General features: G+C 64.9%; 21 protein-coding genes and 1 pseudogene. 15 read left to right on the top strand and 7 right to left on the bottom strand.

Annotation, left to right across the window (positions count from 1 at the left end; all coding sequences use genetic code 11):
* A partial coding sequence (locus GJ668_RS08040; protein ID WP_155449641.1) for an IS66 family transposase occupies window positions 1-931 on the top strand: 931 nt, incomplete at its 5' end.
* 437 nt (window positions 932-1,368) lie between these two features.
* On the opposite strand, the gene GJ668_RS08045 is transcribed toward GJ668_RS08040, so the two are convergent.
* Window positions 1,369-1,689 carry a hypothetical protein gene (locus GJ668_RS08045; RefSeq protein WP_155449642.1) on the bottom strand — a complete coding sequence of 107 codons (321 nt, stop codon included), beginning with the start codon at window positions 1,687-1,689 and terminating at the stop codon, window positions 1,369-1,371.
* Between the two features lie 178 nt (window positions 1,690-1,867).
* Here GJ668_RS08045 and GJ668_RS08050 point away from each other — a divergent pair, with 178 nt between their 5' ends.
* Window positions 1,868-2,944, top strand: coding sequence for an alkene reductase (locus tag GJ668_RS08050; RefSeq protein WP_155449643.1), 1,077 nt, complete (start codon window positions 1,868-1,870; stop codon window positions 2,942-2,944).
* 128 nt (window positions 2,945-3,072) lie between these two features.
* On the opposite strand, the pseudogene GJ668_RS08055 reads toward GJ668_RS08050, so the two are convergent.
* Window positions 3,073-3,420: pseudogene (locus GJ668_RS08055) on the bottom strand (integrase core domain-containing protein); the annotation flags it as partial.
* Between the two features lie 528 nt (window positions 3,421-3,948).
* Between GJ668_RS08055 and GJ668_RS08060 the strand changes: the two are divergent.
* The 3 genes from GJ668_RS08060 to GJ668_RS08070 all read left to right on the top strand — a co-directional run bounded on the left by GJ668_RS08060 (window position 3,949) and on the right by GJ668_RS08070 (window position 8,672).
* Entirely contained in the window at window positions 3,949-4,338 is a 390-nt protein-coding gene (locus GJ668_RS08060) for an encapsulin-associated ferritin-like protein (protein ID WP_155449644.1), read from the top strand.
* Window positions 4,338-5,141 (top strand): family 1 encapsulin nanocompartment shell protein, encoded by an 804-nt coding sequence (locus GJ668_RS08065; RefSeq protein WP_155449645.1) that lies wholly within the window; start codon window positions 4,338-4,340, stop codon window positions 5,139-5,141. The genes GJ668_RS08060 and GJ668_RS08065 overlap by 1 nt, the downstream gene beginning before the upstream one ends.
* 114 nt (window positions 5,142-5,255) lie before the next feature.
* Window positions 5,256-8,672: a bifunctional diguanylate cyclase/phosphodiesterase gene (locus GJ668_RS08070; protein ID WP_155449646.1), complete on the top strand. Its 3,417-nt coding sequence runs from the start codon at window positions 5,256-5,258 to the stop codon at window positions 8,670-8,672.
* Window positions 8,673-8,695: 23 nt separating this feature from the next.
* On the opposite strand, the gene GJ668_RS08075 is transcribed toward GJ668_RS08070, so the two are convergent.
* Window positions 8,696-9,457 carry an endonuclease/exonuclease/phosphatase family protein gene (locus GJ668_RS08075; RefSeq protein WP_155449647.1) on the bottom strand — a complete coding sequence of 254 codons (762 nt, stop codon included), beginning with the start codon at window positions 9,455-9,457 and terminating at the stop codon, window positions 8,696-8,698.
* A gap of 58 nt (window positions 9,458-9,515) precedes the next feature.
* Complete coding sequence (locus tag GJ668_RS08080) at window positions 9,516-11,762, bottom strand: VTT domain-containing protein (RefSeq protein ID WP_155449648.1); 2,247 nt, start codon at window positions 11,760-11,762, stop codon at window positions 9,516-9,518.
* A gap of 408 nt (window positions 11,763-12,170) precedes the next feature.
* Between GJ668_RS08080 and mgtE the strand changes: the two genes are divergently transcribed.
* The 5 genes from mgtE to GJ668_RS08105 all read left to right on the top strand — a co-directional run bounded on the left by mgtE (window position 12,171) and on the right by GJ668_RS08105 (window position 15,144).
* Window positions 12,171-13,838 carry a magnesium transporter gene (gene mgtE / locus GJ668_RS08085; protein ID WP_155449649.1) on the top strand — a complete coding sequence of 556 codons (1,668 nt, stop codon included), beginning with the start codon at window positions 12,171-12,173 and terminating at the stop codon, window positions 13,836-13,838.
* An 88-nt stretch (window positions 13,839-13,926) separates the two neighbouring features.
* Window positions 13,927-14,121: a hypothetical protein gene (locus GJ668_RS08090; RefSeq protein WP_155449650.1), complete on the top strand. Its 195-nt coding sequence runs from the start codon at window positions 13,927-13,929 to the stop codon at window positions 14,119-14,121.
* Window positions 14,118-14,600 carry a sll1863 family stress response protein gene (locus GJ668_RS08095; protein WP_155449651.1) on the top strand — a complete coding sequence of 161 codons (483 nt, stop codon included), beginning with the start codon at window positions 14,118-14,120 and terminating at the stop codon, window positions 14,598-14,600. Before GJ668_RS08090 ends, GJ668_RS08095 begins: the two co-directional genes overlap by 4 nt.
* A 111-nt stretch (window positions 14,601-14,711) precedes the next feature.
* Window positions 14,712-14,879, top strand: coding sequence for a DUF1328 domain-containing protein (locus GJ668_RS08100; RefSeq protein ID WP_155449652.1), 168 nt, complete (start codon window positions 14,712-14,714; stop codon window positions 14,877-14,879).
* 106 nt (window positions 14,880-14,985) lie between these two features.
* Window positions 14,986-15,144, top strand: coding sequence for an entericidin A/B family lipoprotein (locus GJ668_RS08105; RefSeq protein ID WP_155449653.1), 159 nt, complete (start codon window positions 14,986-14,988; stop codon window positions 15,142-15,144).
* Between the two features lie 34 nt (window positions 15,145-15,178).
* Here the strand turns inward: GJ668_RS08105 and GJ668_RS08110 are convergent, their stop codons facing one another.
* Window positions 15,179-15,670, bottom strand: coding sequence for a hypothetical protein (locus GJ668_RS08110; protein WP_155449654.1), 492 nt, complete (start codon window positions 15,668-15,670; stop codon window positions 15,179-15,181).
* A 523-nt stretch (window positions 15,671-16,193) separates the two neighbouring features.
* On the opposite strand from GJ668_RS08110, the gene GJ668_RS08115 reads away from it, so the two are divergent.
* The 5 genes from GJ668_RS08115 to GJ668_RS08135 all read left to right on the top strand — a co-directional run bounded on the left by GJ668_RS08115 (window position 16,194) and on the right by GJ668_RS08135 (window position 22,329).
* The gene (locus GJ668_RS08115; protein ID WP_155449655.1) at window positions 16,194-16,793 is read left to right on the top strand and encodes a superoxide dismutase; all 600 of its coding nucleotides are present in this window, start codon (window positions 16,194-16,196) and stop codon (window positions 16,791-16,793) included.
* Window positions 16,794-16,997: 204 nt separating this feature from the next.
* Window positions 16,998-17,390: a DUF302 domain-containing protein gene (locus GJ668_RS08120; protein ID WP_155449656.1), complete on the top strand. Its 393-nt coding sequence runs from the start codon at window positions 16,998-17,000 to the stop codon at window positions 17,388-17,390.
* A gap of 265 nt (window positions 17,391-17,655) precedes the next feature.
* Entirely contained in the window at window positions 17,656-18,807 is a 1,152-nt protein-coding gene (locus tag GJ668_RS08125) for an efflux RND transporter periplasmic adaptor subunit (RefSeq protein ID WP_186342971.1), read from the top strand.
* A complete protein-coding gene (locus tag GJ668_RS08130; protein ID WP_155449658.1) occupies window positions 18,804-21,929 on the top strand; it encodes an efflux RND transporter permease subunit in 3,126 nt (1,041 codons plus the stop codon). The genes GJ668_RS08125 and GJ668_RS08130 overlap by 4 nt, the downstream gene beginning before the upstream one ends.
* A 199-nt stretch (window positions 21,930-22,128) precedes the next feature.
* Entirely contained in the window at window positions 22,129-22,329 is a 201-nt protein-coding gene (locus GJ668_RS08135; protein WP_155449659.1) for a CBS domain-containing protein, read from the top strand.
* A 186-nt stretch (window positions 22,330-22,515) separates the two neighbouring features.
* Here GJ668_RS08135 and zwf read toward each other — a convergent pair whose 3' ends face one another.
* A complete protein-coding gene (zwf, locus tag GJ668_RS08140) occupies window positions 22,516-23,946 on the bottom strand; it encodes a glucose-6-phosphate dehydrogenase (RefSeq protein ID WP_155449660.1) in 1,431 nt (476 codons plus the stop codon).
* Window positions 23,939-24,079, bottom strand: a complete 141-nt coding sequence (locus GJ668_RS08145) for a hypothetical protein (RefSeq protein WP_186342972.1) — start codon at window positions 24,077-24,079, stop codon at window positions 23,939-23,941. Before GJ668_RS08145 ends, zwf begins: the two co-directional genes overlap by 8 nt.
* Window positions 24,080-24,087 lie beyond the last annotated feature (8 nt).

The following is a 24,087-nucleotide window of genomic DNA, read 5'->3' on the forward strand; positions in this document are numbered from 1 at the left end:
CTCAGGGGCACGCCACCAGGGGCGCAATGGCTATGTCACGCAGATTGGCAACGACTTTTTTGCCTGGTTCTCCAGCACCGAGCGCAAGAGCCGGATCAATTTCCTTGAACTCCTGCAAGCGGGCGAGCCCGTCTATGGCCTCAATGATGAGGCACTGACGTACTGGCGCGAGCAGGGCCTGGCGCAGGCGTTGTGCCACGCGCTGGCGGCCTCACCCATCCTGGAGATCGCGACCACGGCGGCGTGGGAGGAACACCTCAAGGCCCTTGGGATCACCAAGGAACGCCATCGGCGCATCGCCACCGAGGGGGCCTTGCTCGGCGGGCTGTTGGCGAAAGGCCTCTCGCGCGAGCTGGTCATTGTCAGCGATGGGGCCGGACAGTTCGCCATTCTGCTGCATGCCCTGTGCTGGGTGCACGCCGAACGCCTGATTCACACACTGATTCCGCTCAATGAGCGCCAACGTCTGGATCAGGAACGGGTGCGCGACGAGATCTGGACGCTGTATGCCGACCTCAAGGCCTATCAACGCGCCCCCGATCCCGCCGCCGTCGCGGATCTGCGCGCGCGTTTCGAGACCATCTTTAGCCAGAAGACCGCCTTCGCGACCCTGAATCAAACCCTCAAGCGCCTGAAGACCCATCAGCGCGAGCTGCTGCTGGTGCTCCTGCGCCCAGACATCCCGCTGCACACCAACGGCAGCGAGAACGACATCCGGGGCTACGTCAAATGGCGCAAGATCAGCGGCGGGACGCGCAGCGATCTGGGGCGCCGCTGCCGAGACACCTTTGCCAGTCTCAAGAAGACCTGCCGCAAGCTCGAGATCTCGTTCTGGGATTATCTCAATGACCGCATCGGGCACATCGGAGACATCCCGCCCTTGCCGCAAATCGTGCGCGAACGGATCTTGGCCGCTCAGGCTGTGCCGTGAGTTATTGAGAAGTTACGCATGGAAGCGCGTCAAGTCGCATCAAAACGCCTCAATTTCGTCCTGTAGTGGTACCTGAATTGGTACCTGCCCTTTTGATCCTCCCCGCGTCCTTGCTGGCGTTGCGCACGATTGGCGCGGCTTCGGGCTAGGCGGCGTTGCGCTCGACCACCTTAAAGGCCACCTTGCGGATTGAGATCAGGTGCCATGCAGCAGGCGGCGGGACTGGTACCGCGTGGTACCTGGACGTTATTCACTTCGCGTTGAAATTTTAGGGATGCCTCTGGAGCGGTGATAGGTTGTGCCGATTGGCACGGCCTTGCGTGGCGCCGGTCTTGCCTATCGCTTGATAGGTGAAAGTCTCGATACGCAAGGCCATGCCAACAGGTTTTGCCTATCGTCGCCTCGAAAGCGTCTCCAGTTTTTCCACGGACTGCCTACTAAGCGGCTTCGGTACGGCCTGCCCCGGCCTTGGGCGTGGTAGCGCGTCCGACTCCCGACAGTTGCAGCAGGGCAATACAGGCACGCAGCCGTACCGACGAATCGAACTTGTAGTGGATCAGTTGCTCCAGTTCGTCCAGGGCAGACTGTGATAGCTCCATCAAACGCCCGCCGATCTCTGCGCGAACCTCCCCGGTGATGGCGTCAACGGCGGCTTGCCATGCGGGCAGCTTGCGCCAGCGTGAAACCGTCTCCGGCCTGATCCCCAATTCAGCGGCGATGTTGACCCCAGAGATCAGTGTGACGAGGACATTTCGCATAGCGTATGGTGTGTCTGGAAACGGTCGACGCCATGGAAAACACCGTGATGGATTCGTAGGATAGGCAGGGCGCTGCAATGTTCGGGAGACAGGCATTTTCCCTACCCTACTCCCCAGACGCTGGTTTGTCGCCAGGCAGACCAACCTGCCCCCCCAACCCGACCGGCTGGAGATCCCGATGCTCTTCGACCCCGTGCCTATCCGCTCGCTGTCACTGAACAATCGCCTTGTCATGGCCCCGATGACGCGCAGCCGTGCCATCGAGGCCAACACCCCCAACAGTCTGATGGCCGAATACTACGCCCAGCGCGCCTCGGCCGGACTGATCGTCTCCGAGGCGACCGCGACCTCGCCCAATGGACTCGGCTATCCGCGCATTCCGGGACTATACGACACGGAGCATGTCCGGGGCTGGCGGATGACCACCGAAGCCGTGCACGCGCGTGGCGGGACGATCGTGGCCCAGCTCGTCCACACCGGGCGTGTGGCGCATGTGGCGAATCTGCCCGCCGGCGCTGAGGTGCTGGCTCCGGTCGATGGCGTGTGCCCAGGTGAGATCTACACTGACACCCTGGGTCTGCAATCCTTCAGCCCCGCCCGGGCGATGACCGAGCCCGAGATCACCCAGGCCATCGAGGAGTTCGCCCAGTCGGCGGCGCTGGCGATCGAGGCCGGATTCGACGGCGTGGAATTGCATGCGGCCAATGGCTACCTGATCGAGCAGTTCCTCAATCCCAACGTCAATCAGCGCACGGATGGTTACGGGGGGAGGATCGACGGTCGTAACCGGTTCGCGCTGGAGGTCACGCAAGCGGTCTGCGCGGCAATCGGTGCCGACCGGGTCGGGATCCGGCTGTCGCCCTACGGCGTCTTCAATGCCACGGGGGCCTTTGCCGAGGTCGAACCCCAGTATCTTGCACTGTGCGAGGCGTTGTCGGCTCTCGGACTGCTGTATCTGCATGTCCTGGATCATTCGGCCATGGGGGCGCCGCCGGTGCCGGACACGCTCAAGCGACAACTGCGTCAGCGTTTCGACGGTCCCTTCATCCTGGCGGGCGGTTTTGATCGGGCGAGCGCGGAAGTCGCACTCGCTGAAGATCGCGCCGACCTCATCGCCTTTGGCCGTCCCTTCCTGGCCAATCCCGATCTGGTCGAACGGATGCGGGCCGGGGTCGCGCTGAACACGCCCGACATGGCGACTTTCTACACGGCTGACGCCAAGGGTTATACCGACTATCCAACGCTTGGGTCTTGAGTCTGCCTATGGATCAGGAGCGTGAGTCTGGGATACAGGCGCATAGGAAACCTCGCTCGATTCAGTGGCTGTCGTTCAGGTGCTCCCGGAGTGAGGTGTACTTTCAATAACGGACACTTCCACTCCAGTTATCCGGCCTGTTCGTAATAACGCGGCTCGAACACGGCAGGAGCCAAATAGCCAAGGCGCGAGTGGCGCCGTTGGTGGGTATAGACGATCTCGATGTACTCCTGGACCGCGCCCTGGGCTTCGCGGCGTGTGGCAAAGCGGTGGTGAACCAACTCGTTTTTCAGGCTGCCCCAGAAGCTTTCCATCGGCGCGTTGTCGTAGCCGTTACCGCACCGCGACATGGATAGCGCCAATCCGAACTGTGTGACCAGGGCGCGATAGTCGTGGGCGCAGTACTGGCTGCCACGATCGGAGTGATGGATCAACCCGGGTGGCGGTCGTTTGCGCTGTATCGCCCGGCACAGCGCTGATGAGTGGCGACCCCTCGAGGGTGCCCGTTGTCAGCGAAAACGGAGCCGACCGACATACATGCCCTCCCCGACGCCTGGCAGGACATCCTCGCCCCACGCATCGCCAGGCCCGACACGTTCTCGAGCAGGGCGAGTGCCGGTACCTTTCACCTTCGTCGGCAATCTGGCGCAGCACTCGATCGGGAACACGAAGGGACGGCGGGCCTTCAGACGGGTCTTTTCGCCCGTCGACCGGCTCAAATGCACCAGTGAGTGGTGCTCCCTGATATCACCCTCTGAGCCCATGGGACGTCGCTTTCGCGTGCTCCCCTGAAGCGGCGAGCCCGGCAGCGTCGGTGCGCACCGATCGCTCCTCCGACATCCCGCAACCGTTGTTGGCATTCTTCTTGTTCAGGTCATGACGGAAGGGTCGATGACCTGCAACCCGAATACCGCGCTGGGATCTGAACGTATCGCTGTCGCGCTCTGGGGAATCGCAAAACGGCTCGGAACGATCGACACACGAAACAACCATGGGAGCTCGCCATGCCAGACTCATCGGAAGGACTACTGCACGAAGCGCCGGAAACACTGAGCACGATGGCGCGCGACATGCATCGCGCGCTGATTTCTCTGCAGGAAGAGCTGGAGGCCGTCGACTGGTACCAGCAACGTGCCGAGTCCTGCGTCGACGAGGACTTGCGCGCCGTGTTCGAGCACAACCGGCGCGAGGAGATCGAGCATGCGGCGATGCTACTGGAGTGGTTACGCCGGCATGATCCGATCTTCGCCGCTCATCTACGAGACGACCTCTTTTCCCACGCACCGATCACCGACGTTGAGGCCGCGGCAACGGAGGATCCACAAACCCAGCCTGAAGAACCTCGTGCCGACAGCGCGGGTTTCACGATCGGCAGCCTGAAGGAGCATCCCTAATGCACGCACACAACCGCACTTCCAGCGGTATCCCGGACGAACTCTGGGACCGGATCGACAACACCGCCGTCGAGGCCGCCAAGCGACTACTCACGGCGCGCCGCTTTCTGGGGGTCGACGGACCCTTTGGGGTCGGCCTGACCAGCCTGGAGCTCGGTGACGAGGCCTGCCTCGACGGCGGTGACGGCGACCTGGCTAGCATCGTCGGTAGCCGCTCGCTCTCGGTGCCGATGCTGCAACAACCCTTCAAGCTCAGCATTCGGCGTGTCGAGGGGCACCTGCGGCTGGGACTGCCGCTCGATCTGCGGCCGGTGGAAGACGCCGCCGAGGCGGTGGCCAGGCGTGAAGAAGACCTCATCTATCATGGCCTCGGCACGCTCGCCCTGCCAGGCCTGATGACGGCCGAGGGGCGCGACACACAGCCGCTGCATGATTGGTCTGCGGTCGAGCAGGCGCTCAACGATGTACTCGCCGGCGTCGAGCGGCTCGATGCCCAGGGCTTCAACGGCCCCTATGTCCTGGCGCTCTCGCCATCGCGCTACAACGCCCTGTTCCGCCGTTACCAGGGTTCGGACATGCTCCAGCTCGACCACCTGCGCCGACTCTGCCAAGGCGGGGTCTTCAAGGCGCCGATCCAGGGCGCCGTACTGCTCGATACGCGAGCCGGCGATCTGAAGATCGGCCAGGATCTGCGTGTCGGCTTCGCGGCCAGCGACGGCGTCCATCTGCGGCTCTTCGTGTCGGAGAGCTTGGCCCTTCTGCTCGACGCGCCCGCAGCCATCTGTACCCTTGAAGAAGCCTGAATGGATCAGCGGCAATCGCCACCGACGGCTACCCTTCATCGGATCAGAACCTCGCGCCGCTGATCGAGCTCTCAACTGAGCAGGATCGGCCATCTAACTTATGAGGCTCGCCAAATGTCCAAGCAGCCAACGTGTCGATTCGATGGACGTCAGGATTCATCGAAGCTGGCGGCATTGCGTGTCGCCGCCGCCTATTTCCTCGCCGGCCTGCTATGGATCCTGATCTCTGATCGGCTCATGGCGGGACTCAGTCCGAGTGCCGATGCGATGGCTTGGCTGCAAAGCCTCAAGGGTGGGTTATTCGTCGCCCTGACGAGCCTTGGACTGTACTTTCTGCTCCGACTCAGTTATCGCCAACTGGGCGCCAGCGAGGCGCGCAGCCGGATCGCGCAACACCTCTCGGGCGTTGGCGTCTGGGAATGGACCCTGGGGACTGATCAGGTCTACTGGTCATCCGAGGTGAGAGCGATCTTGGGTGAGGAGTCAAAGGCACTCGTGGGGACCATCGACGCCGTCGAGGCACGGGTGCATCCCGACGACCGGCAACGCTGGCGGGACAACGTGCGCGCCTGCCTCAATGAGGGCAAGGGACACGATATCGAGTTTCGCATCCTCAAGCCCGATGGCCAAATCGCCTGGGGCGCGGCACTGGGCGACATCGAGCGCGACGCCTCGGGCCAGGCCTGTCGCCTGGTCGGCGTGCTCATGGATGTCACCGCGCGCAAGCAAGCCGAGCAAGACCTGCATGAGCGCCTCGCCCTTGAGGCGGCTTTGGCCGATGCCGCGACGCGACTGGTCCAGTCCAGTGACGAGACCTTGGATTCAGCGATCGGTCAGTCATTGCAATGCATCGGCCATGTGATGGCGGCCAATTGCGGCCTGTTGATCCGCGTGGATAACAACAGCGCGTTGAGCAGCAGCCATCCGTTGAGCAGCAGCCATCCCTGGTCAGCTCAGGATCCGCCCAAACACCAAACACCTGTGCTGCAGGCACATCCAGAGATTCTTCATAGCGCACTCGCACGCCTGAGACGTGACGAGATCCTGCACCTCTCGACGTCTCGCGACCCGGTCGGCGATCTGGCGCCCCTGGCGGCCTTCATGGGTCGGCATGATCTCCCAACGCTGGTGCTCGTCCCCATCCTCAGGGAGGGCCGTCTGCTGGGCGCGGCGAGCTTCGAGTCCGCGAAACCGAGTGCGGTCTGGACAACGCCAGATGGGCGACTCTTACGCACCCTTGGAGCGATTCTCGCCGCAGCACTCGACCGGCAGGCCGCAGATCGGCGCAATCGGGAGCATACCTGGTATCTGGAAGCCCTCGACCGGGTATCGCGGACCCTCGTCGAGCAGCGCCCGCCGAAGGAGCTGCTACGGAGGCTGACCGACCTCATCCTGGAGATCTTCGCGGCCGATCGCGCCTGGCTGCTCTATCCCTGTGATCCGCACGCAGCCAGCTTCCAGATTCCTGTGGAATCCACGCGCCCCGATTTCCCCGGAGCCTTCGCCGAGGGTACCGAGGTGCCCATCGATGGGTTCACGGTCGAAGTGATGCGCCTCGCGCTTGCCAGCGACAACCCCAGGATCCTGCACACCCAAGACATCGCGGAACCGCCTGAGTACCTGCATCGCTTCGGCGTTCAAAGCCGAATGATGATGGCCTTGCGTCCAGAGGTCGGAGATCCCTGGATACTGGGTCTCCATCAGTGTGCGCATCCACGCCAATGGACTGCGGTGGAGCGACGGCTGTTTCGGGCCATCGCCGAGCGGGTCGCCTCCGCGCTCTCGAGCCATCTGCTCCTCGATCAGGTCCGCGACAGCGAGAATCGCTTGCTCGAGGCAGAGCGCATCGCCCACCTCGGGCACTGGGAACTGGACATTGCCCGCGATCAGCTCAGTTGGTCCGACGAGGTCTACCGCATCTTCGGCGTCAGCGCCAACCAGATGATGACCCCCGAGCGGCTCGCCCCGCTGATCGACCCGGCCGATCGGCCTGCGGTCGATGCCTCACTCCAGGCCGCCATCCACGAAGGCAAGGAGCATGCAATCGACTATCGTATTCACCGCCAGGACGGTGAGCAGCGTTGGATCCACTGCAAGGCTCGCCGACATCTGGATGCCAAGGGTCGACCCTTGAAACTGACGGGCGTCATACAGGACATCACCGAACGCGTGCGCGATGAGCAGCATCGGCGCCTCGTCGCCAGCGTCTTCGAGAAGTATGAAGCGCAGTTGCACCACCTGTCCCAGCATGACGCCCTGACCAACCTGCCCAACCGTCTGTCGCTCGACGAACGTCTCGCGCAGGCGCTCAGGCGGGCCGAGCGACAGCATCGAACGCTCGCGGTGCTTTTTCTGGATCTCGACCACTTCAAGCACATCAACGACAGTCTGGGTCATCCGACCGGAGATCGGCTCCTGCAGGCGGTCGCCAAACGCTTGACGGAGCAGCTCCCCCGCGACCATACCCTAGCCCGGATCGGCGGCGACGAGTTCGTGCTCCTGCTCGAGGACATCGCATCCCCGGAAAGCGTGGGACGGGCCGTCGAAAAACTACTCGCCTCCGTCGCGCAGCCCTTCGACCTCGATCAGCGTCGGCTGACAGTGTCCGCCAGCGTGGGGATCGCCCTCTATCCGCGCGATGGTCAGGATCCAGCGACCCTGCTGCGCAACGCCGACGCCGCCTTGCATCGCGCCAAGCGCGAGGACCGCGACAACTATCAGTTCTACACGGAAGCCCTCACCCGCGACGCCACGCAGCGGATCTGGCTGGAGAATGGCCTACGCCAGGCGCTCGCCCGCGAGGAATTCCGCCTCGTCTACCAGCCCCAACTGGATCTGGCCTCCGGATGCTTGATTGGCCTCGAGGCACTGATCCGCTGGTCACATCCCGAGCGCGGCGAGATCAGTCCCGGGGAGTTCATCCCGATCGCCGAGGACATTGGCTTGATTCATCGCCTTGGCGACTGGGTCCTACGCGCCGCCTGCAGGCAAGGCGTCAAGTGGCTGGAGCGCGGACTGGAGGTCGGTCGCATCGCCGTGAACGTGGCTGGCCCTCAGCTCAAGCGCGGCAACCTCGCCGCGAAGGTCACGCGGATCCTCGCCGAAACCGGCTTGCCGGCCAAGCACTTGGAGCTGGAAGTCACGGAGGGCTTCATCATGGCGCAAGCCGAGGCGGCGATCGCCCAGCTCGACGCCATTCGCGACTTGGGCGTCGCCCTGTCCATCGACGACTTTGGCACTGGTTACTCGTCGTTGAGCTATCTCAAGCGGCTCCCGATCCACAAGCTCAAGATCGATCAATCCTTCGTGCGCGACATCCCGGGCGACCCCGATGACATGGCGATCTCGACCGCCATCATCGCCATGGGAAAGAGCCTGAAACTCACCGTGATCGCCGAAGGCGTGGAAACGCCGGAGCAGGCCCGTTTTCTCCAAGAACAGGGGTGCCAGGAGGTCCAGGGCTATCTGTACGGCCGGCCGGTGCCCCCCGAGGAGCTGGAAGAACGGCTCGCCTCGGCGACGCGCGGCTAGCCTGAGCATCCAGCGCGCCCGCCTCATCGGCGCTGACCCGATACGCGGAAGCGCGCCATCAAGGGCAGATGGTCGGACGCCAAGCGCGTCTGGCGGGTGCGAACCACCCAACTGGACTCCAGCTCGAGCGATCCGCCATACCAGATGCGGTCCAGCGCCAGCAAAGGCCAGAGCGCGGGCCAGGTAGCCCGCCGCCCGACCCGCTCGAGACGCGCGTCAAGAGGTTTCAAACGTCGGCTCGGGTACCATTCATTGAAGTCGCCGAGCAGAATCACTGGCGTCGTATCACCTGAACCCTGTCGGATCGCATCGAGACGTGCGGCGATGCGCGCGATTTGGACTCGCCGTTCCGCCACCCTAAGCCCAAGATGCGTCGCCAGACAATGCAGTGAGCGCCCAACAGGGCCATCGGACTCAGCGCGGCCTGGGTCGGTCAATCCGAGCCGGATCTCGATGAGACCACGCGGCTCGCGTCCGGGTCGGCTCAGATCCAGGCGCGCGCGCTGACGCACCGGCAACCGCGTCAGCAAGACATTGCCATAGTGGTGGGCGTCGGAGCGCATGGTCGGACCCAGGACGGGCGCATACCCCTGCTCGATGAGCCGGCTGAGCAAGATGATGGGAGCGGGTGCGTGCGGCGTCTCCACCTCCTGCAGCGCCACCAGATCGGCATCAAGCGACAGGATCACCTCGGCGATCCGCGGCGGATCCAGGCGCCCATCGCCTCCCAAGGCACGATGGATGTTGTAGGTGGCGACCCGGAGCACGGGTGGCGCAAGGCTCATCGCCGAGCACCTCGCGCGGCGGTCTGTCCCATCGCCGTCGACGGCGCTTGCCGATCGCTCAAGCACCCTGCTCCCGCCGCAGCATCCGCCGGCCCAGCCAGGCCAGACCGATGAGCGCGAGCAAACCGACCAGCACCAGCGCCAGCGAGCGCAGACTGGCCTGACCGAGCAGGGCGACCAGTCCCTCGGCGAACACCGCCATGGCCAGGATGGCCGGCGTCATGCCCAGGAAGGTACCGATCAGAAAGTCCCGCAGTCGCACATGGGACGCACCGGCAATGAGGTTCAGCACCGCGAAGGGCGCGACCGGCACGATACGGACCGTCATCACCGTCAGGATGCCCCGGTGGGCCAGGCGCCGGCTCAGTCGCTCCAGGGCGCCGCCCGCCATCCGCTCGAGGCTGTCGCGCGCGGTGTAGGCACCGATCCCATAACCGCCCAGCGCCGACAGCAGGGATCCGGCCATCGCCACCAAGGCGCCGGTGAAGGGCGCGAAGATCAGCGACGCCACCAGGATCAGAAAGGTCACCGGCACCCCCGCCACGGCGGCTAGGCTGAAGCCGGCCACGGCCAACGGCGGACCCCAGAGGCTGCGCCCCAGACCGCGCGCCGCCTCGGCGAGCAGATGCGGATCCATCCAGGCGCCGAGCGGTGTCCAACGCCAGGCCGCCGCCAGCGCCAGGAAGAGCAGCAGCAGACCGCCGCCGATCAGCAGTCGACGCCGCAGATGCGGCGTATTCTCCTGGCCGACGACGATGTCCGCGACCCGCTCCGGGGCCAAGGGCCGGTCAGGATCGATCAGACGCGCATCTGGCAGTTGTCGATCCCATTCCGGGTCCACTCGCCCGTCCAGTTCGACCAGTCGGGGTCTTCGGTGGCGCTGGACCGACCCGGCAGGCGGCTCCGGCCCGTTCGCGTCAGCGGCGCGTAGTTGCTCAATGGCCTCGGTGACCCCGCCACCCGTTTGCGCCGCACGCTGCTCGGCGCGGGCGACGACATCCGGTTCCAGAGAGAGGAAATTGGCGATCAAGCGGTGCCGAAACCCGGCGATCGTCGCCCGCGCCTGCGTGCTGTCGGCCACGATGCACAGATCGCACTCGCTATCGAGGCCCATGGAGCGGTTGCTCAGGTTCGATGAGCCGACGCGAAGCACGCGATCATCGGCGATCATCAGCTTGGAGTGGACCATCATGCAGTCATCGCCGAGTCCAGGCACCTCCGGATAGTAGACCCGTAGACGTCCGTGATGGTCGACATCGCGCAAACGCGCCAGGATCCGGGCGCGCAGGATGTCCATGGTGTGCTGCTCCAACCAGTGACCCGTCTGGCGCGGTAGGATGATGACAACCCGAGGCCCGCGTGGTTGCGCGAGTGAACGGCACAGGGCGTCGGCGATGGTCCGCGCGGTCAGGTATTGATTCTGGACGTAGAGCAATTCCCGGGCGCTCGCGATCATGTCCAGATAGAGCCGCTCGGACTCGCGCACCTCCGCGTGGCCGGCGTATTCGGGCAGGGTGCGCGCGATGCCGATGGGCTGGTCGCGCAGCATGGGGGTGATCCCGCGGGGCCAGGGATCGGGATCCGCGCGGCGAGCGTCCGGCACGTCGCGCAGGGCATCGGACAGCCGACCGCCGGCGCGCTGCCAGCGCTCCCGAAAAAGCGCCAGCAGCGCCAACGCCGCCTCGCCGTCGACGAGCATTTGAACGTCGTGATACGGCGGATAGGGATCGCCGTCCGGATCGCGCCGACGTGGATCGTCGGCAACGTGGGCGCTGGTGTCCCAGCGCCATTGACTGAGATCGAAGCCGCCGCACCAGGCGATCCGCCCATCGATCAGGACCAGCTTCTGGTGTTGACTCGCCAAGGCCGGATGAGCGTTGTCCATGATCAGATGCAGGCGCGGATGGTCCGGCCATGGACCATCGCCGAGTATGGCCGACTCGCGCTCCAGTGCGTAGATGGGCGCATGCGCCCAGAGCAGCAGCGACACCGAAAGGTCTGGATGACGTTCCAACAAGGCGATCAGGAGCGCGCCGAGCGCCGTCGGCAAGGCGTCGTCGCCGACCGTCTCCTCGGCGTCGCCGCGCACCAGCTCGACACGGCTATGGAGATCCCAGGCGGAGATGGCGATGCAGCGGCGCGCGCCGATCAGGCTGCGACGCAGCGCGGCGAAATAGCCCTCGCCGTCCACGCATGCCGCCACCCGGTTGGCGTGCGCGACGCGCCAGCAGTTCCGGCCGGGTTCGAGTGCGAATGTGGGCCGCCGATCGCGGTCGCTTGGGGTAGCGGGTAACACGTCTTCCATCGATTGCTCCAGCGAATGCCGCGATCGCGTCGGCTCGCGCTTGGTTTGAACGGTCGGTCCGCCGCAGTCAGCACCTGGCATGCCTAGCCCATAGGGATTCTCAGACTGAATTGCAAACAAAGCGCCAGACGTCAGCCCTTGAGCGAAAAAGGCGGGTCGACCTGTCTCAAGACGCGCCTGACAATCGTCCATGCGGGGCATTCGCACCAGGCCCGCCCCGATATGGGTGCATTTCAACCGATTGAAGCGCGGCACGGAGCGACTGACGGAGCCCGAGCCTGTGTCGTCTCGGGCACGAACTTCGCTTGAGAGGCGCCATCTGTCATCGCTACCATGGTGTTCGAGCGCTAAGCGTGCTCGATTCGTAGTCGGCGCGCCGTCAATCGACAACTCAATCGGACGATACCTTTGAAACCAGACCCACAGCCGGATCCAGGCGACCTCATCGCCACCGAGATCGACCGTCTGCGCGAGATGCTCGCGCACGACCAGGGTCAGCGGGCACGCCGCCTGCTCAAGAAGATGCATCCGGCGAAGATCGCCAGCCTGCTTGAGACACTCACGCCGCCGCAGCGGGTAGCCGCCTGGCACCAGATCGATGCGCGCACGGAGACCAAGGTGCTCGCACATCTGTCCAGCGCGCTACGGGCACGGCTGGCCCGCGACCTCGAGGCCGACACGGCCATGGAGTCACCCCATTCCGACGCCGGCGCGGACGGTGCCGACACCCCGATGGCGGATGAGCCGGAGACCCAGTTGCGTCTGGTCCTGGAGGCACTGGAGCTGGGCAAGCTCAAGCGCATCGCGCGCCTGTTCCGCAAGTTGCATCCGGCGCGCATCGCCGGACTGCTGGAATCGCTGCCGGCGACCGAGCGCGGGGCCGCCTGGGACATGATCGAGACCGAGCGCACTGCCAAGGTTCTGCGCCATCTGCACGAGGAGGTCCGGCGACGTCTGGCCGCCGAGATGGACCTGGAGCATCTGGTCGAGGCGGCACGCGGACTCGAGCCCGATGACCTGGTCGATCTCATCCAGGATTTGCCGGCGGCCACCGGGCGCCAGATCCTGGAGGCCATGGACCGGCGCGAGCGCGAGCGGCTACGCTCGATGCTGTCCTATCCCGAGGACAGCGCCGGCGGCCTCATGAACATGGACCAGATCGCGGTGCGCGCCAACATCAAGATCGGCACCCTGCTGCGCTATCTGCGGCTGCGCGAAGACCTGCCACCGAACACCGACAAGCTCTTTGTCGTCGACCGCCAAGGCCAGTATCAGGGCATCTTGCGCACGCGCCGCGTGCTGACCGCGCGCCCTGAGACGCGGGTCTCGGAGCTGATGGAGACCGACTTCGAGCCGGTGCCGGCGGACCAGGCGAGCGACGCGGTGGCGCGGCGCTTCGAGGAGGAGGATCTCAGCTCGGCCCCGGTCGTGGACACGGACGGCCGCCTGCTCGGGCGCATCACCATCGACGACGTGGTCGACGTCATCCGCGAGCAGTCCGCGCACGCGATGATGGGCATGGCCGGTCTGGACGAGGAGACCGACATGTTCGCCCCGGTGCTGGCCAGCAGCCGGCGGCGCGCGGTCTGGCTCGGCATCAATCTGATCACCGCCTTCCTGGCGGCCTGGGTCATCGGTCTGTTCGAGGGCACCCTGCAACAGGTGGTGGCGCTCGCGGTGCTGATGCCGATCGTCGCCAGCATGGGTGGCATCGCCGGCAGCCAGACGCTCACGCTGGTCATCCGCGGGCTGGCGATGGGCCAGCTCGCCGGGGGCAACACCCGCCTGCTGCTGTTGAAGGAGGCCGGGATCGGACTGCTGAACGGCCTGCTCTGGGCGCTGGTGGTGGCGGCCCTGGCCATCGTCTGGTTCGGCAACTGGACCATCGGCGCCATCATTGCTGTGGCCATTCTCCTCAACCTGATCTGCGCGGCGGTCGCCGGGGTCGCCATTCCGCTGCTCATGCGCCGCCTCGGCATCGACCCCGCCCTGGCCGGCAGCGTGGTGCTGACGACAGTGACCGACATCGTCGGCTTCTTCGCCTTCCTGGGACTCGCGACACTCATTCTGCTCTAGCCGAGGGAGCGCGTTCGCCGCTCGCGACCGTGCAGAGCCCGTCGACAGCGGGGCATTTGAGCCCCTCATCGGTCGCTATCCCCCAACCATGCACGCCAAGCCCCTGCGGATCGATCTGCTACGCCCGCGGGCGCTTGAGCGCGGCGCGATTGGCATTGGGCTTGCTGAAAACCCCTTCGAGATGACGCGCATCGAGGCGCTGCACCCATCTCGTGGGCTAACCGCCCATTCCATCGAAATCTCGCTATTCCTGACCACCTCCACCATGAGGAATGCCGCATGAAACCGATGACTCCCATGAACGTCACACTCTTCCTCGCGCTGTTCACGCTGAGCGCGATGAGCCAAGCCGAAATGGCCAATGATGCAGCGGCGAGCGACACCCAGCCCCCCTCGGTCGAGGCGATCGAGCAGGACACTCAAGACCTGCTCGAATCGCTCAAGGCCTACGGCGCCGATCAGCGTCAAGAGGCGGTCGAAGCCACCAAGACGGCGCTCGACGCCGCCGACAAACGCATCGATACGCTCCAGACTCGCCTCGACGACAACTGGGACAGCATGAGCGAGGCCGCCCGCGAGAAGGCACAGGCCAGCATGAAGGCTCTGCGCGAGCGACGCACCCAGGTCGCCGAGTGGTACGGCAGCATGAAGAGCAGCTCCGAAAGCGCCTGGGACGAGATCAAGGAAGGCTTCGCGCAAGCCTATCAGGCACTGGATGAGGCTTGGGACGACACAGTTCAGGCCTTCGATTCCGAGCACTAGCCCCGAGTCAGCGGTGCGCCCGAAAGCACGCCAGGATCGGTGTCATCCGAAGACGGCTGCGACAGCCGTCCAACCACGTCTGAAATCAAACTCGATCCGAGGAGAAACATCATGATGCATTGGGCTCTCATCTTTCTTATCGTCGGCATCATCGCCGGGGCACTCGGCGCCTCGGGGGTTGCCAGTGTCGCGACCCAGATCGCGTGGATCCTCTTCGTGGTCAGTCTCGTACTTGCCGTGATCTTCTTCATTCGCGGACGCGGTCCGCGGGTTCTCTAGAGCACAGCTTTGTCCGCGATCTCCGGCTGGCTTCTTGGAGTTGGCCGGGAGACCGATCCCAAAGCCGCGACGACACACAGATATCCGTTCGTGGAGGAAAGACGTCATGAGGCATTCCATCACCCAATCGATCTGGCAGCTCTTGCTGCTGTTTGCGCTGATGAGCGTGCTGGCCGGCTGTAACACCATGGCCGGCGTTGGCGAAGACCTCGAGGCCGCCGGCGATGGTATCGAGAAGTCCGCGAAACGCGAGAAGGACTATTGAGATCCTGACCCAGACCGCCGGAGGCGATCGGGCCTCAGGGAAACGGCGGGATACCGGTGGGATCCGATCCCAGCACCGCGACCTCGGGATGGCGCGCTTTGATCCGGTCTTGGATCGCTCCGATGGCGGCGTGATCGCCAGCAAGAACGAGCAGCAACTCGCCACGACGCAAGGCGCTGAACTGCGGCGCGATGTCGCGATTGGCGATTCTGGCTCGCAGCGCGGCGAAGACACCGCCGACGCCCGCCCCAAGGACGAGCACCGATACAGCGAATAGGACGTCGCCTATCAACCACAACGCGGCCGTGATGGGACTAGCGAACAGGGCGCCAAGGATGCCGCCTTCGACCAGTGCCCGCCCCCAAGTCCGGTGGATGATCAGTGTCACTGGCAGATCGGCCCCTTGCGGCCTGCCCGCGGCATGGACGCAGACCCGCGCCGGCTCGATTCCCTCACTCAAGAGTTCGTCGATGAGCTGGCGGACCTTCCCGAACGTCCGCGCCTTCAGATAGATGTTCGTCGTCATGGTGTTCTCCTTTATGTGGATGCGGGATTCCGGTCAGATCGCGTCTGCGCATCGTGCCGCACGCCTACTGTCGGATGACATCCCCAGTCCGAGCCAGGATCGACTCCAGACGGCGCACGAACCGCGATGTAAAGCGCTCCCCAGAGCCACCTCAAACCAAGGCACACCACATGCCAACCAAGCCGACCCAGAGACCTGTCGGCAAGATCGCCGCACGACAACGGTAACGGGGGCTTTGCACCGCCGACTGTGGTTTTACACCAACGCTTTGCAGAGGCCCTGGGAGGATCACGACCCGTATCGGCGGACACCGCGGTCAGGCGCCTCCTGTGGGCGCGCTGCCGCAAGTCCAGTGTCGTCGGCATCGCCCACCAACGGCTGGCGCACGTCTTGCTTATACCCAAGAGATTCAGTGCCACGCGCACCGGATCGCCGCGACTGGCGCCGACCGAACCACCAAGTGAACACGCCGCTCGCACAGCGTCGTCGTGAACCCTCGACCAACGACCCTGGAGACCACCTCATGACACATCGCCTACCCGATCTACCCTACCCCGCGGACGCCCTCGAGCCACGCATGTCCAGCGAAACCCTGTCGCTGCATCACGGCAAGCACCACGCCACCTATGTGGAAAAGCTCAATGCCCTGATCGAAGGAGCGGCGTTCGGCGACGCGACCCTGTCCGACATCGTGGCCCAGGCCCACGGGGGCATCTTCAACAACGCGGCTCAGGCTTGGAATCATGCCTTTTTCTGGAATTGCCTTCGCCCGGACGGCGGAGGTGATCCGCGAGGCGATCTGGCGGCCGCGATCGACCGGGACTTTGGCAGCACCGAGGCCTTGCGTCAGGAATTCTCGAGTCAGCTGATGACGCTGTTCGGCTCCGGTTGGGTCTGGCTCGCTAAAGACAGCGATGGCAAGCTCAGCGTCGAATCCTGCGGCAACGCGGGCAACCCGATCACCGATGGCAAGTTGCCGATCCTGACCTGCGACATCTGGGAGCATGCCTACTATGTCGACTACCGCAACCAGAAAAAGGACTACATCGATGCCTTCTGGCATCTCGTGAACTGGGACTTCGCCGCCGAGAACTTCGACCGTGACGCACCCTTCGAGCCTTGAACGAGACTCATGGACAAGGGCTACGACAAGGACGTCATGGCACTGGCCCTGTGACTGCTCGAACAACCCGGTTACAGCGTCGCTGGGCGCTTCCAATGTCAGCGCTGGCTGGCCGATGTCAATGGCCATCACTCCTCCCCGTCTCAACCGGCACCGACCGAATGCCGGCGTCCTATCTCACAACCGACAGAAGAGTTGCATGCGATGTACGGATTTTCCACAACACTGAAGATTCCCTTCGACGAGGTCGTCGCTCGCGTCACCGCTGCCCTGAAGGACGAGGGCTTCGGTGTCCTGAGCGATATCGACGTACAGGCCACGCTGAAGGCCAAGCTGGGGGTCGAGAAGCGGCCCTACCGCATCCTCGGCGCCTGCAATCCGCCGTTGGCCAATCGGGCCCTGGAGGTGGAACCCGATATCGGGTTGCTGCTGCCCTGCAATGTGGTCGTGCGCGAAGAGGTCGACGGCGCGATCGTCGTCGCCTTCATGGACCCTGAGTCAGTCCTGCAACTGGTGGACAAATCTGAGGTGGCCGAGATCGCCTCGGAGGTCAAGGAGCGGATGGAACGGATCCGCGACGCCCTTGCGGCGGCTTGAGGTGATTTGACCCACTAGCCCCAACCGCCCGCCCTGCGAAGGAGTGCGCGCGAGGGGCCGGGCGACTAGACCGATTGCCCAAGCCAGACTGCGACCACCAGGTGACGACATGGCAATTCTCCTGTAGAGCGAAAGGTCGAGCCGGTGTTCGAGGCCTTCGGACTCCGGGAGAGCGCGAACAAAATCGGCACAGATTTCGCCTTTTATCTATCACCGATACCACCCTGGAAGAAGCGGCTCTGTCTTTCGGCTGCTCATGAATGCGATGACGACTCACACACGACGAACCCTGCTGCTGTTGTTGCTGACGCTGGTCGTCGGAACAGCCCTCTCCGCCTGGCTCTTCCGCGAGACCTTGTTATCAAACGGCAGCAAGGAAGACTCAGCACGGGGACGACCGCCACCGACGGTCGAGACCGCGCAGGTAGAGCGCGCGATCATTGCCGATCACATCCGCGCGACCGGCACGCTGCAAGCGCCGGAGGCTGTGACCATCACCGCACGCACAGCCGGGCGTGTCGCCAAGATCCACTTTGAGGAGGGCCAGCGCGTCACCGCGGGCGCGCTCCTGGTCGAGCTGGAGCGCGATCGCTCCGAGGCGGCGGTCGAGCGCGCCGCCGCGCGTCTGGAGCAACGCTCCAGCGCCGAGGCGAGACGTGAGGAACTGATGGCGAAGGATTTCGTCTCCGCCGCGGAGCTGGACAGCGCCGAGGCCGCTGCCCGGGAAGCCAAGGCACAGTTGCGCATCGCCAGAGAGGATCTCGACGACCGGAGTATCGAGGCGCCCTTCGCCGGCGTCATCGGGCGTCGCCTGATCAGCATCGGCGCCCTGCTGCAGCCCGGCGACCCGATCGCGCGTCTCAGCCGCACCCAACCGCTGGATCTGTTGTTCATGGTCCCTGGCGTGGAGATCGGACGCATCGAATCCGGCCAGCGCGTCGAAGCGACGACGCCGGCCTATCCGTCGCGCCGCTTCGACGGCGCCCTGACCCTGATCGGCACCGAGGTCGATCCGGGCACCCGCACCCTGCCGCTGGAGGCAACCTTCGACAACTCGGATGGCCTGCTCAAGCCGGGGATGTTCATGCAGGTAGCATTGCTCGTCGGCCAGCGCGACACGCTGCGCGTCCCCGAGGCCGCCGTGATCACCGAGGGGCCGAACACCTTGGTCTATGCCTTGAGACCACCGGCGGAGGATGAAAAGAACAGCGACGCCACGGTCGAGCGCCGACGGGTCGAGACCGGCACGCGCCGCGACGGTTGGGTCGAGATCCGCGGCGGCGTGACGGCGGGCGAGCGCGTCGTGGTCGCCGGACTCCAAGGGCTGCGCGACGGTCTCGCCGTGCACCCGACCTCCGCGACCGAGCCATCCGGTGCCGGCGCGCCCCCCGCCGAGTCAACGGAGGCGCGGCGATGAAGCCGACGACCCTCGCCGTCACCCGGCCGGTTGCGGCCACCGTGCTGTCGCTGCTGTTGCTGGTGCTGGGCATCGCCGTCGTACTGACGCTACCGGTGCGCGAGTATCCGGATGTCGACGAACCGACCGTGACCGCCACGGTCATCTATCCCGGCGCCTCCGCCGAGGTGGTCGAGCGCGAGGTGACCGAACCCATCGAAGAGGCGCTCAGCGGCATCGACGGTGTGCGCCAGATCCGCTCCAATTCGCGCGACGGACGCAGCCGCGTCGAGGTGGAATTCACGTTGGACCGCAACCTGGATCTGGCCGCCGCCGACGTGCGCGACCGCCTCTCCACGGTGCGCAACGAACTGCCCGAACAGGCCGAGGCACCCGAGATCGCACAGCGCTCGCTCCAGGCCCAGGTGGTGATGTGGCTGCTGCTGACCAGCGACACCATGGACCGCCTGGAGCTGTCGGATCTCGCCGATCGCGTCCTCGTCGATCCCCTGTCGACGGTCTCCGGCGTGGCGACGGTGCTGTTCGGCGGCGAGCGCCGCTATGCCATGCGCATCGATCTGGATCCGGCCAAACTGACCGCGCACGCACTGACCGTGCTCGACGTGGAACAGGCCCTGCGCGCGCGCAATCTGGAACTCCCAGCCGGGCGTCTGGTCTCGGACAGCCGCGAGCTGACCCTGCGCACCATGACCGAGCTGGAGAAACCGGAGGCCTTTCGCAAACTCATTGTCGCCAACCGCGACGGCGCGCAGGTGCGCCTCGGCGACCTCGCCCACATCGACTATGGACCGGAAAGCTATCGCACCGCCGTGCGCCTGGACGGCAAGGATGCGATCGGGCTCGGCATCGTCCGACAGTCCGGCTCCAATCTGGTCGCGGTCTCGTCGGGCGTGCGCGAGCGTATCGAACAGCTCGCCAACCGCATTCCAGACGATGTCGATCTGACCGTCGCCTATGACTCGGCGACCTTTGTCGAGGCCTCCATCCGTCAGATCCTGCTGACCCTGGCGATCACGGTCGCGCTGGTGGTGGCCGTGGTCTTCTTTTCTCTGGGCTCCTGGCGCGCGACCCTGGTGCCCGCAGCGACCATCCCGGCCTCGGTCGTCGGCGCCTTCATCCTGCTCTACGCGCTGGGCTTCTCGATCAATGTCTTGACCCTACTGGCACTGATCCTGGCCATCGGCATGCTCGTCGATGACGCCATCGTCGTCAGCGAAAACGTCTTTCGTTTTTCCGAGCGGGGCAAGCCACGCCTGTTGGCCGCCGATCTGGGTGCCGGCGAGGTGGCCTTCGCGGTCCTGGCGACCACCACGGTACTCTTGGCCGTCATCGCCCCGCTCGGTTTCCTGACCGGCGACGCGGGACGTCTGTTCAGCGAATTCGCAGCCAGTCTCGGCGGCGCGCTGGCACTGTCGAGCCTGGTCGCCTTGACGCTCGGGGTCACCCTGGCCTCGAAGCTGATCGCCGCCGAGCGCATCCAGGACGGCGCGCTCTATCAGGCGATCTCGCGAGGCTTCGAGCACACCAGCAACGGCTATCTGCGCCTGCTGCGCGGCGTGCTCGGATGGCGTTGGCTGGTCGTCCTCTTGTCTCTGGCGCTGCTCGGCGCGACGGTCTGGCTGTATCGGGAGCTGCCGCGCGAACTGTCGCCGCGCGAGGATCGTGGGGTCGTCTTCATCCCGGTGGCCGCGCCCGAGGGCGCGACCCTCGATTACATGCGCGACATCCTGTCGAAGATCGAGACCGTGCTGCTGCCGCTGACCGACAATGAGGGACCGGCACGGCATGTGATCTCGCTGGTGGCGCCGCGCAGCGCCGGTCAGGGGCCGGTCAACTCCGCCATCGTGATCCTGCGGCTGAAGGATTGGAGCAAGCGCCGGCAGAGTCAGTTCGCCATCACCGCCTCGCTACAGCCGAAACTGGCCGCCATCACCGGCGCTCAGGTCTTTGCGATCGATCCGCCCAGTCTCGGCGGATCCAACGCCGGGCAGCCGCTACAGATGGCACTGGTGGGCGAGAATCTCGATCAGCTCCATCAACTGGCCGAGCAGGTGCTGGCACAGACCGGTTCGATGCCGCAACTGGCACAGGCGCGGCTCGACTATCAACCAACCAATCCGCAGCTGCGCATCCGCATCGATCGCGACCGCACGGCGGCACTCGGTATCGAGATCGCCGACATCAGCCGCACGCTCCAGCTCCTGATGGGCGGCGAGGACGTGACGGACTTCTCCATCGATGCGAAGACCTACGAGGTCATGGTCCGCGCCCGTTCAGCCGATCGCGCCTCGCCGCAAGACATCGGCGAGGTCAATGTCCGAACGGCGGACGGCTCGCTGGTCGCCCTGAGCGGGCTGATCGAGACCGAGGTCATCGGACGCGCCGCCGAACTGCACCGGGTCGACAGGCTGCCGGCGGTGACACTGAAGGCCACGCTCACCAGCGGCACCGCATTGGGCGATGCCCTCGCGGCGCTGGAGGCCAAGGCCGCCGCGCGCTTACCCCCGGAGGTCGAGATCCGTTGGCTCGGGGCCAGCCAGGACTATCAGCGCTCTGGCCGGACCTTTGCGCTCGCCTTCGCGCTGGCGCTCACCATCGTCTTCCAGGTGCTCGCGGCCCAGTTCGAGAGCTTCGTCCAGCCGCTGGTGCTGCTCGCCGGTGTACCGCTGGCGGTCTTCGGCGCCCTCATGGCGCTGTGGATCGGCGGCGGCTCGATCAATCTCTATAGCCAGATCGGCTTCATCCTCTCCATCGGCATCATGGCCAAGAACGCCATCCTGCTGGTGGAATTCATCAACCAGCTCCGCGATCGCGGTCAGGGGCTACGCGAGGCGGTCGAGGCCGCCGCCAAGGCGCGCGCGCGGCCCATCCTCATGACCTCGATCGCCACCTTCTTCGGCGCCCTACCCCTGATCCTGGCGATGGGACCGGGGGCCGAGACACGCAAAATCCTCGGGCTCGTGATCCTCGGCGGCGTACTGTCGGCGACCCTGTTGACGCTTTTCCTGGTGCCCGTGCTCTATCTGCTGCTCGCGCAGCGCACCCGTCCCCGCGCCGCTCTGGCGCGGGCGCTGGAGGAGCAGCGTGCAAAGGACGCGCAAGCGAGCGCGCAGGAAACCTGACCCGAACGACCGGCTGAAATGCCCCGCGAGGTGGCTCATAGAACCCCAGGACGAAGCCTGCTGCCCGGCGCTGGCACGCCCACGGCCTGGCATTGAATCTGCGTGGCCTCTGGGTAGCGCCGAGGGGCTTTCAAGACCCAAGGCGCAGTCTCGCCGCAAGGCGATCCCTAACAGACGCGAATCCGCGAGGAGGAAAACAATGCAATTGCACGAGATCATGACCCCGGACGGCCACATCATCCAACACCGTGACTCCATACGACAGGCTGCCGAGCTGATGCGCGATCTCGACATCGGCATCTTGCCGATCCAAGAGAAGGATCAGCTGACAAAGGGCTCCTGGCCCGACACTGCGGAAGAGCGCTGGCATCCGGGCAGGTCCGGGGCCTCGATCTTTTAAACCGCGCCCAGTGCGAGAAACGTTCGTTTTGTAGCTTCCCCAGCTTTGCGCCATGACGGACGTCTCGGTGAGGCGCGGTTTAAACGGTCTGTCTGGGCATGCCCGTCTCCCAAGCAGCCCACGCTGCCCAAGCAGACTCGATCCACACCTCAATCGGTGGTGGACCCGGCTCCGTCCGAAGACCGCTCACACGCGGACTGAGCCCGGACCGGCGGAACCCTCGACGTCTGGGCAATCCCAACCACGCCCCTCGCGTTCCAGTAGCGCCTCGGCCGCTTCGGGCCCCCAGGATCCCGCGACATAATTTGGGAGATCATGGGGCGGATCGGCCCGCAGCCGCTCCACGATCGGATCGACGATCGTCCACGACTGCTCGACCCAGTCCTCGCGCGCGAACAACGTCTGGTCGCCTTTCATGACGTCCAAGATCAGCCACGCATAGGCACGCGGCGGCGACTTGATGCCGAAGGCATCGGCATAGAGAAAGCGTGAGGTGACAGGCGTGAGACAGATCTCGGAGCCTGGCTGCTTGGCGATGAAGGTGTGGAGGATCCCCTCGTGCGGAGCCAGCCGAAAGGTCAGCACATTCTTGTGCAACGACCGGTTCGATGCCACCGAAAACATCGGGGTGGCAGTCGGCTTGAAGTGAACCGAGATCTCGGTCAGCTTGCGGGCCATGCGCTTGCCGGTGCGCAGATAGATCGGCACGCCGGCCCATCGCCCGGTCTGAATCTCGAGCCGCAGTGCCGCGAAGGTGGCGGTCCTGGAGTCCTCGGCAACCTGATCTTCCGCCCGATAGCCGACGACATTCCGACCGTCGACCGCACCCGGACCATACTGTCCGACGACGACCTCCGCCGAGCTCGGCGCCCGGATGGCGCGCAAGACCTTCACCGTTTCGTCTCGCAACGACCGAGCGTCATAGGCGACCGGCGGCTCGGCCGCAACGATGCACAAGAGCTGAAGGAGATGGTTCTGCACCATATCGCGCAACACGCCCGTCTTTTCGTAGAAGGTGCCCCGGGTGTTGATACCGATGTCCTCGGCGACGGTGATTTGAATCTGGTCGATGTAATGGTGATTCCAGATTGGCTCGAAGCTGGGGTTGGCGAAGCGGAAGACCAGCATGTTCTGCACGGTCTCCTTGCCAAGGAAATGATCGATGCGAAAGATCTGGTGCTCGTCGACCACCTTGACGAGCCTTTGATGGAGCCTTTGCGCCGAGGCGCGATCAGCGCCAAAGGGCTTCTCGATCACCAGACGGCGCCAGCCGAGCTTGCCCATGTCCCCTGTCTCGGCGGACCGATTCAACAGCCCCGTCCGTTCGAGCTGCTCGGTCAGGGTACCGAACAAGGATGGCGGCGTCGCCAAATGGAAGATCAGGTTGTCCGGGATGCCGATCTCGCTCCTCAATCCTTCGATACGCTCGCGTAAATGCTCGATGTCCTCGGTCGAGCCGAAGTCGCCGCGCATGTAGAACAGCTTTTCCTCGAGATTGCCCCAGATGCTCGCGTCGAAGTCGCAATAATGCTCGACATGCTCGCGCATGCGTCGCCGAAATTCCTCGTCGGACCACTCGGAGCGGGCCATGCCGATCACCGCAAAGGAATCAGGCAAGAGAAGCCTTTTGGGCCAGCTCGAAGAGCGACGGCAGCAAGGAGCGCCCGGTGAGGTCTCCCGATGCGCCAAGGATCACCATCAGACAGGCGTCGGGAGGGTCGTGACGCATGCCTCGGCAGTCGGTGTCCATCGGTATCC

The sequence above is a fragment of the Allochromatium palmeri genome, assembly GCF_009720725.1.
Taxonomy (GTDB): Bacteria; Pseudomonadota; Gammaproteobacteria; order Chromatiales; family Chromatiaceae; genus Thermochromatium; species Thermochromatium palmeri.